The 9,175-nt window shown below is 71.2% G+C and carries 7 protein-coding genes and 1 tRNA gene; 6 read left to right on the forward strand and 2 right to left on the reverse strand.

The genetic code is table 11. The annotated features are described in order from the left end of the window. The first annotated feature begins 140 nt into the window (after positions 1-140). Complete coding sequence (locus BL253_RS44190) at positions 141-1,253, forward strand: LuxR C-terminal-related transcriptional regulator (RefSeq protein WP_076820860.1); 1,113 nt, start codon at positions 141-143, stop codon at positions 1,251-1,253. Between the two features lie 228 nt (positions 1,254-1,481). Here the strand turns inward: BL253_RS44190 and pgm are convergent, their stop codons facing one another. Next, on the reverse strand, positions 1,482-3,158 hold the full coding sequence (pgm, locus tag BL253_RS31050) for a phosphoglucomutase (alpha-D-glucose-1,6-bisphosphate-dependent) (protein ID WP_076820861.1): 1,677 nt from the start codon (positions 3,156-3,158) through the stop codon (positions 1,482-1,484). Positions 3,159-3,973: 815 nt separating this feature from the next. Here pgm and nadD point away from each other — a divergent pair. The 5 genes from nadD to BL253_RS31075 all read left to right on the forward strand — a co-directional run bounded on the left by nadD (position 3,974) and on the right by BL253_RS31075 (position 7,215). Continuing rightward, positions 3,974-4,612 (forward strand): nicotinate-nucleotide adenylyltransferase, encoded by a 639-nt coding sequence (nadD, locus tag BL253_RS31055; RefSeq protein WP_274535278.1) that lies wholly within the window; start codon positions 3,974-3,976, stop codon positions 4,610-4,612. A 284-nt stretch (positions 4,613-4,896) separates the two neighbouring features. Beyond that, positions 4,897-5,337, forward strand: coding sequence for a ribosome silencing factor (gene rsfS, locus BL253_RS31060; protein WP_076820863.1), 441 nt, complete (start codon positions 4,897-4,899; stop codon positions 5,335-5,337). Then, positions 5,334-6,062 (forward strand): histidine phosphatase family protein, encoded by a 729-nt coding sequence (locus tag BL253_RS31065; RefSeq protein ID WP_076820864.1) that lies wholly within the window; start codon positions 5,334-5,336, stop codon positions 6,060-6,062. The genes rsfS and BL253_RS31065 overlap by 4 nt, the downstream gene beginning before the upstream one ends. Positions 6,063-6,152: 90 nt before the next feature. Then, positions 6,153-6,226, forward strand: a tRNA-Ala gene (locus tag BL253_RS31070). A gap of 755 nt (positions 6,227-6,981) precedes the next feature. After that, positions 6,982-7,215 carry a hypothetical protein gene (locus tag BL253_RS31075; RefSeq protein ID WP_076820873.1) on the forward strand — a complete coding sequence of 78 codons (234 nt, stop codon included), beginning with the start codon at positions 6,982-6,984 and terminating at the stop codon, positions 7,213-7,215. A gap of 156 nt (positions 7,216-7,371) precedes the next feature. On the opposite strand, the gene BL253_RS31080 is transcribed toward BL253_RS31075, so the two are convergent. Beyond that, positions 7,372-8,631, reverse strand: coding sequence for a GAF domain-containing SpoIIE family protein phosphatase (locus BL253_RS31080; protein ID WP_081438875.1), 1,260 nt, complete (start codon positions 8,629-8,631; stop codon positions 7,372-7,374). Positions 8,632-9,175 lie beyond the last annotated feature (544 nt).

Genomic DNA, 9,175 nt, shown 5'->3' on the forward strand with positions numbered 1-9,175 from the left:
GGCGGGCCAGGCCGGCCCAGACCCCCACAGTTGAGGGGTTGTGGGCCGGCGCCGGGCACGGGGACACTGAGATCCGTACACGCGGGACCAGCGCCTCGGCGTTCCCGCGAGGGAGGGGTTCGGGGGCTGTGGACTCAGCGATGGTTGAGCGGCATATCGCCGCGTTGGAGCGGGCGTGCCGCGAGGCCGAGAACGGCGACGATCTCTTCGGGGACGTCTCCGAGCGCCTCAGGCAGATCCTGCCGTTCGACTGCGGAGCCTGGTTCGGCACCGACCCGGCGACCGTGCTCGGGACCTTCCCCGTCCGGGTCGAGAACGTCGAGTCGGGCCACTGCGAGTCTTACTGGGAACGGGAGTGCCGCGTCGAGGACGTCCTGCTGTTCCGCGACGTCGCGCGGTCGAAGGAGGGCGTCGGCACGCTGTACGCGGCCACCGACGACAACCCGGCCCGCAGCGCCCGCTGGCGGGAGTTCATCGCCCCGCAGGGCTACGGCGACGAGCTACGGGCCGCCTTCCGGCTGGGCGGCGGGACCTGGGGCGTCGTCGACCTGATGCGGGACAAGCACCGGCCGGCGTTCAGCGCCGCGGACGTGAAGATCATGCGCGCGGTCGTCCCCGCCGTCGCGACCGCGCTGCGCGGATTCGCCACCCGGGACGCGGGCCAGGGCTCCCGCCATCCCGCGGACAGCGGCCCCGGCACCGCGCTGTACGACGACGCCGGCCTGCTGCTGTCGCTCGACGAGAACGCCGAGCGCCTGTTCATGGAGCTCGCCGGCCCGTCCTGGTCCCCGTCGTCCCAGGCGATGACGCCGGTCCGGGCCGTGGTGGCCCGGGCGGCGTCCGTCGCCGCCGGCCGGGACCGTGGGCCGGCGGCGGCCCGGCTGCGCGCGTCCTCCGGGCGTTGGCTGTCGGTGCACGCGTCCTGCCTGCGCCGCCCCGGCGGGGAGCCGGGCCCGACGGCGCTGATCATCGAGCCGGCGAAGTCGTCGCAGATCGCGCCGATCATCGTGGAGGCCTACCGGCTGACGGTCCGCGAGCAGGAGATCACCCGCGCGATCGCCCGCGGCCTATCGAACCCGGAGATCGCCGCCGAGCTCTTCCTCTCGCCGCACACGGTCCGCGACCACCTCAAGACGATCTTCGCGAAGGTCGGCGTCGGCAGCCGGGGCGAGCTCATCGCGAAGCTCTTCGCCGAGCACTACGGCCCGGTCATCCACGCTCCGGGCGCGCCGGTCGCGCACAGCGAGTTCTGAGAGCCCGGCGTCGTCAGTCCGGACCGGCCACGGTCGAGATGACCATGGTCGGAGCCGCTGTGGTGATCCCAGCCGTCGCCGTCGCCGCCTCTGCCTCCGCCGTCGAGGTAGGGGTCGGCGATCTCCGGGCCGTCGAGGTCCGGTCCTCCGGATACCCAGGCGCCGCTTGGCGCCGCGGGATCGACGTCACGTGAGTCAGGCGTGGCTCGCGTAGTAGCGCGGGCGCGGTCAGCCTCGGGCGAGGGCGGCGTCGACCATTGCCTGGGCCTCGGCGAGGACGGAGTCCAGGTGGGCGGGGCCGCGGAAGCTCTCCGCGTAGATCTTGTAGACGTCCTCGGTGCCGGACGGGCGGGCGGCGAACCAGGCGTCGTCGGCGACGACCTTGATGCCGCCGATCGGGGCCTCGTTGCCCGGCGCGTGCGTCAGCGTCGCGACGACCGGCTGGCCGCCGAGCGTCGCCGCGCCGAGCGCCCGCGGGGTGAGCCTCTTCAGGACGTCCTTCTGCGCCGAGGTGGCGGGCGCGTCGACCCGGCGGTAGGCGGGGGCGCCGTACGTCGCGGTCAGCTCCTCGTAGAGCGCGCCCGGGTCGCGGCCGGTGACCGCGGTCATCTCGGCGGCCAGCAGGCAGAGGATGAGGCCGTCCTTGTCGGTCGTCCAGACGGTCCCGTCGGCGCGCAGGAACGACGCGCCGGCGCTCTCCTCGCCGCCGAAGCCYAGACTTCCGTCCGTCAGCCCCGGTACGAACCACTTGAAGCCGACCGGCACCTCGACGAGGTCCCGGCCGAGGCCCGCGGCCACCCGGTCGATCAGGCTCGAGCTGACCAGCGTCTTGCCGACGGCCGCCGCCGGCGCCCAGTCGGTCCGGTGCGCGAACAGGTAGGAGATCGCGGCGGCGAGGTAGTGGTTCGGGTTGAGCAGGCCGGCGGCGGGGGTGACGATGCCGTGCCGGTCGGCGTCCGCGTCGTTCGCGACCGCGAGGTCGAAGCCCACCCGGCCGTCGGCCGGGGTGGCCCCGGTGAGGCGCAGCAGCGAGGCCATCGCGTACGGGGACGAGGGATCCATCCGGATCCTGCCGTCCCAGTCGCGGGTCATGAAACCGAACGTCGGGTCGATCGTGTCGTTCACGACCGTCAGGTCCAGCTGGTAACGCTCGGCGATCCGCTGCCAGTAGATCAGGCTCGCCCCGCCCAGCGGGTCGACGCCGACACGCACCCCGGCGCCCCGGATCGCGTCCAGGTCGACGACGTCCACCAGATCGTCGACGTAGGCGGTCACGTAGTCCTGCACGGTCGCCGTGGCCCGCGCCTTCTCGTAGGGCAGCCGGCTCATCCCGGCCAGGCCTGCGGCCAGCAGCTCGTTCGCCCGGTTCTGGACCGCGGTGGTGACGTCGGCGTCCGCGGGGCCGCCGTGCGGCGGGTTGTACTTGAAACCGCCGTCCGTCGGCGGGTTGTGCGACGGGGTGATGACGATGCCGTCGGCCACGCCCGGCCGGCCGGAACGGTTGTGGGCGAGGATCGCGTGCGAGATCACCGGCGTGGGCGTGGCCTCGCCGTCGGGGGCGATCCGGATGTCGACGCCATGCGCCGCGAGCACCTCCAGCGCGCTCGCCAGCGCCGGGGCGGACAGGGCGTGTGTGTCGGCCCCGACGAACAGCGGCCCGTCGATGCCGGCCGCCGCCCGGTGCTCGCAGATCGCCTGCGTGGTCGCCAGGATGTGGTCGGCGTTGAACGACCCGTTCGTCGACGTGCCGCGGTGGCCCGACGTCCCGAAGGACACCCGCTGGGCCGGGTCGGCCGCGTCGGGGTGGACGTCGTGGTACGCGGCCAGCAGCTCGTCGACGTCGACGAGCTCGGCGGCGTCCGCCGGCTTGCCCGCGAAGGGGCTGACGCCCGGGCTCACCGCCACGGCCTGCTCCGCCGGTGCGCGAGCGGGCGGCCTGGGCCGGAGCCGGGCGCCGGGCGCGGCGGAGCCGGGTCGGGCCGCGCGGCCGACACCGGGCGGCTGGGCCCGCCGGGGCGCGCCGGACCGGGCCTGGTCGTATGGCCTCCGGTAGGACGCGAACCGGGTACCGACATCGTCGGCCTCCTAGTCACCAGCGTGGAGCGGGCCGCACGGGCCCGTCCCTGTCCCGCCAGGTCAGGTGCCCCGTCGGTGCCGGTCTTTGTGACAAGTACCTCCGTGGGCGCCCCCGAGCCTAACTGCCAGGACCCGTCCTGGTGGGTCTCTTGGGAGTCCACGTGGTTACCAACCGGTGACCCGGCCGGGGCCGGTTCGCGGCCCGGCAGGCGTCCGCTCCCGATGCGGGAGCGTGTTGACGGGTATGGCGCCGGTCACTCCGGCTGGCGAGGGCGGTCCGAGGAAGGCACGTCCTCCGGGCGTGGCGTTACTGTCGAGCCGGCGCGCTGAACGCGGCCGCCTCGTGTCGGGCGCTAGGGCGCCCTCCCCGCGCTGTTCTGGGGCGGAGGTGATAGAGCTGTGGTTGGTCTGGTTCGGGGTCGGTCAGTGGTTGCGTTGGTACAGCGCCGAAGCGCTGTCACCATCGGTGGTTGGGTTGATCGGATGGGGCGGTGGCACGGCGTCATGCCTGCGTTCCGTCAGCACGCTGCGAGCCCATGGGATGTCGGAAGGCATCTGGGAGCCGAGAGCGCCGGACAAACCGCGGAGACGGCCTGGGTGCCTCTCCCGGCCAGGCAGCACCGGGGCGTCGGATGACGGCCAGTGTGGCCGCGTTTTCGGCCAGGCGGCTGGGGGTGATGGGCGGGACGTTCGACCCGGTGCACAACGGGCACCTGGTCGCGGCGAGCGAGGTCGCCGCGTTGTTCGCGCTCGACGGGGTGATCTTCGTCCCCAGCGGCCAGCCCTGGCAGAAGGCCGACCGGGAGGTGTCGGCGGCCGAGGACCGCTATCTCATGACGTTCCTCGCGACGGCCGGGAACCCGCAGTTCACGGTCAGCAGGACCGACGTCGACCGGGGCGGCCTGACGTACACGATCGACACCTTGCGGGACCTGCGAGCGCTGTACCCGGACGCCGAGTTGTTCTTCATTACCGGCGCGGACGCTCTCGCGCAGATTCTCACCTGGCGTGACGTACACGAACTGTTCCTGCTCGCGCACTTTGTCGGCGTGACCAGGCCCGGCTACCACCTCACCTTCGACGCGAGCCTGCCGGCGAACTCCGTCAGCCTGCTGGAGGTGCCGGCGCTGGCGATCTCGTCGTCCGACATCCGCGACCGCGTCGGYCGCGGCGCCCCGATCTGGTACCTKACCCCCGACGCCGTCGTGCGCTACATCGTCAAGCGCGGCCTCTACCGCCCCCACCGGGACGGGACGGACCCCGTGCCTCCCGTTGCCAGCTGATGCCGGCCGGACCGCCGCACCGCTGGAGGGCTGGTCGGCTGGACGCGCGGGGCTGGAGTCGGCTTCGGTGGCCCCGACCGGGGCTGGAATGTCAGCTTGTCCCGGTCTGTTGTTCTGGATGACGCCTGTCACCGGCCGGACAAACAACGTGAAAACCGCCGTGACCTCGTGTGCGGCGCCGGTTACCGTAACTTGGCCGGCAACATCCGGCGTCCCGGGCTGGCTGACCACCGTGCCTCCAGCCGACAGGACCCGCCCGCTCACCACCTTGGAGAACCCGTAGCGTGACCGCTTCCACCCGGGCCGTCGAGCTCGCTCTGACCGCCGCCCAGGCCGCCGCCGACAAGCTGGCGAAGGACCTCGTCATCCTCGACGTCAGCGAGCGGCTGGCCCTCACCGACTGCTTCGTGCTCGCGTCCGCCGACAACGAGCGGCAGGTCAAGGCCGTCCTCGACGAGGTGGAGGAGAAGCTACGGTTCGTCGGGGTCAAGCCGCTGCGCCGCGAGGGCGAGCGGGAGGGCCGCTGGGTGCTGCTGGACTTCTCCGAGATCGTGGTGCACATCCAGCGCACCGAGGAGCGCGAGTTCTACGACCTCGAGCGGCTGTGGAAGGACTGCCCGCGCGTCGAGTTCGAGGACAAGGACAAGGCGAGGGCGATGGTCGGTGCCGGTGCCTCGGCCACCCCGACGCCCTCCGACGCGGACCGCGCGGCCGGCTCCTGGTGAGACTGCTGCTCCTGCGGCACGGCCGGACGGAATGGAACGACAACGGGCGCTTCCAGGGCCAGGCCGACCCGCCCCTGGACACGGTCGGGCGGGCCCAGGCGGCGGCCGTGGGGCCGGTGATCCGGGCGATGGGTCCAGATCTGGTCGTGTCGTCCGATCTGATGCGGTGCCGCGCGACCGCCGCCGCGGTCAGCCTGCCCTACCGCTCGGACGCGCGCCTGCGCGAGATCGACCTCGGCGCCTGGTCGGGCCTGACGTCGGACGAGGCGGGCCGGCTGTTCCCGGAGGAGGACGCCGCCTGGCGGCGCGGTGAGGACATCCGCCGGGGCGGCGGCGAGACCTACGTCGAGGTCGCGGCCCGGGCCGGCGCGCTGTTCGACGAGATCCTCGCGGCCGGCCCGCCGGTCGGGCCCGACAGCCTCGTCGTGTTCGTCCTGCACGGCGGGACGGCCCGGTCGCTCATCGGGCGCCTGCTCGGCCTGCCGCCGCACACCTGGTGGCACTTCGGCCCGCTGCGCAACTGCCACTGGTCGCTGCTGCGGCACGAACACGGACGGTTCCGGCTGGTCGAGCACAATGTCGGCCTCGTTCGACCTGATAAGGTCGGCACCGGCCCGTTGAACGTGACCGTCGGGACCGTCCTCCCAAGTCAGGCGCTGATGCATGACGAGGACACCTCGACAGCCCCGGACACGGATCCTGTACACTCTCGACCACCGGCCTGACGGGCCGGACAAGAGGTACAGACAGGCACCAAACCGGAACCGCGGACCATGTAGTAGTGTTTGGGACGCGGCAAAGGAAAAACAGAATATGGGGCTGTGGCGCAGTCTGGTAGCGCATCACACTGGCAGTGTGAGGGTCAGGGGTTCGAATCCCCTCAGCTCCACTCGATCGGGTTTATCCCTGTTCGGTGGTCTTCGAGCATCTTCCGGGGTTCCCGCGCAATACGCGTAATTTCTGCCTAGGGAATGATTCCCCTGGAATCCMCATAGTCGGGGGGCTTCACGCCCGGCTGCCCCGGCCTCGCCACGCTGGCTCATCGGGTCCGGGTGGATCGGGGATAGAATCCGCCAAGCTCCATTCCGGATTCCGGGGATAGTGGAACCCCGAGCTAAACGTCCAGCTTTCCTTTTTTGTCTGTAAGTATGTTGGAGCCCCTGTCGCGGAAGTGATGGGGATTTTTTGTTTCCCTCGGGAGCCATTATTGGGGCGTTCTACTGGATGCCTGTAGGCGCAGGGGTGGCGGGTGGTTCGCTGCGGCCTCTTCGGGGCGCTGACCGTCGGCGCGCTGTCATGATCTGGTGGCATTTTGGGAGCTGGGGCTCCGAGGATTCCACTAGATCATGAAAGGCTCGCGCGTTCGCCGGGACGAGGCGCGTGACCCGGCGGGGGTATCCGGCCGATCATCCCAGGCCAGGGTAAGGCGACTGGGCGCCAGTTATGAGATTTCGTCAGCGCGAGATCGTACGTCGCCATCCGATATTTCATGACTGGTCGCTCGGTCCGGAGTCGGCGGTTGGGCGAGGGCGGCGTAGGCTCAGGTCGCTGGGAAGCAGCCGGCCTGCCGCGCGTCAGCGTCGCGGCTCTACGAGCCTCAGGCTCAGCCGGGCACGTCGGTGATCTCCCATGGAGAGGCGCCTTATGTCCGCTGAGAATGGTTCCGCCTCCACGCCGCCCACGTCCGCGGGCGTGCTCGGTAGCCGGTATGGCACCTGCGATGGCAAGGCAGCGCTGGCCAGAGAGACCAGCCCTGGTAGCTGGCAGGTCAAGATGCACGATCCCAGCAGCCCGCGCGCGGGCCACGACGGTTGGGTGATGATCGGCTCCGGCTGGTCGACATTGGCCGAGGCAGCCGCCGCCACCGGCCTGTCCTGAGTGCGTGCCGTGCTGCCCAATGACCGTGGCGGCGCGACGGTGGCGGGTGCGGCGGTCGACCGGTACTACCTCCGACCCTGACCAAACCCCGATTGAAACCCCGCAACCTTCAGACCGGAATTTTCCGAGCCAAGGTCGTCACGCGAGGAAAGGGCGTCAGGGGCGGGTGGGGAGGTGGATCGCGAGGATGGCGATGTCATCCTGGGGCGGCCCGTCGGCGTGGGCGAGGACGGCGGTCTCGATGGTGGCCGTGAGAGCGTCCGCGCTCGCGGCGTCGGTGGTGGCGAACAGCCCGCGGAGGCGGTCGTCGCCGAACTGGTCGTGGCCGCGGCGGGCCTCGGTGACGCCGTCGGTGTAGAGCAGGAGGGTGTCGCCCGGTCGGAGCCGCAACCGGGTTGTGCTGAGTTCGGGATCCTTGAAGACTCCGAGGACGAGACCGTGGGCTCCGACCGTGGTCACGGTTCGGTCGCGGCGGCGGAGCAGGACCGGGGTGTGGCCGGCGGAGCAGACCGTCACCGTGCGGCCTCGCCGGCCTTCGTGAACGGCGAGGTAGACGGCGGTGAGGAATCGTTCGCTGTCTGGGTGCTGGGTGAGCAGGGCGGTGTTGAGCTGGTTCAGGATGGCGGCGGGGTCGTGGGTGTGGCTGGCGGCGGCGCGGATGGTGTAATGCGCGAGAGCGGTGACCTTCGCGGCTTCGACGCCTTTGCCCGCGACGTCGCCGAGCACGATGCCGAGGCTGACGCGGCTGGTGTGGAAGACGTCGTAGAAGTCGCCGAGCACCTCGGCTCCCTCGCCGGCGGGGCGATAGCGGGCGGACACCTGAAGTCCGGGCAGCCTGGGAATCTCCGGGGGTAGGAGGCTTTCCTGAAGGGTGCGGGCGAGCGCGGTCGCCGTGGCCGCCGTGTATCTCAGGGAGATCTCCCCGGAGACGGCCTGGGCCAGGGTCCGCAGAAGGTCGAGGTCGCGCTGCGTCCATGACCGCGGCCGGCTGTCGGCGGCACCGAAGGCGCCGACGATCTGGCCGTCGGGGGTGTGGACGGGGAAGGCGGCCCAGGCGAGGAGGCCGGCGGTGCGGACGAGAAAGTCGTCCCTGGTGCAGACGTCGTGGGTCGCATTGGGCATCACGACTGGCTGCCCCGTGTCGATCATCTGCCGGAAGAGGCTGCCTTCCAACGGGGTCTGACGTCCGGGTGGGGCCTTCTCGACCGCGCCAGCGTAGGACTTCCAGTAACAGCGGGTGCCGTTGATCAGGGTGACGAACGAGACCGGGGCGTCGAGAACCGTGGCGGCCAGGCGGGTGAGCCGGTCGAAGGGTTCCTCAGGCTCGGTGTCGAGCAGACCTGCGCCATCGGCCGTCTCGAGCCGATTCGACGCAGCGCCCCGTGCCTGCGGCGCGGGGTCGAGACGCCGCGACACGGAGGATCGGTCCACCCGTGCAGGGTAGTCGCCCGCGCCATTTCGACCGGCGCTGGCTCCACCCCGGCGGGCCGTGCGCGCTTCAAACCCTGCCGCGCCGCCGATGTCGAGACTCGGCTCCTCGGGGCGCGCGAGCCCCGACTATGCGGCGGCACCCCGCCAATCGCGATGATCAACTGCTGTCCCGCGCGGGCCGTTGTCGCGACGATCGAGCTCCTCGGCTGGAGGGCGGTCCGGGCGGTGGTCCGTGGCGCGGGCGCGGCGGTCCATTGCTTTCGTGCTCGCCGGGGGCTATACAGGGGTTAGCACTCAGTAGGGTCGAGTGCTAACCAGTGGCGCGAAGGGTGCCTTGGCCGAAGCCCGGAGCACCGTCTTCGTCGCGGACGCTGCCGGCGGCCGGCGGCCGGCACTCCTCCACACGGGCATGAGCCTCAGGAGGAAGTACCCGTATGCCGAAGATCATTGCCTTCGATGAGGAGGCGCGGCGCGGCCTGGAGCGCGGCATGAACCAGCTGGCCGACGCGGTGAAGGTCACGCTTGGTCC

It is taken from the genome of Pseudofrankia asymbiotica, from assembly GCF_001983105.1.
In the GTDB taxonomy this organism is placed as follows: Bacteria; Actinomycetota; Actinomycetes; order Frankiales; family Frankiaceae; genus Pseudofrankia; species Pseudofrankia asymbiotica.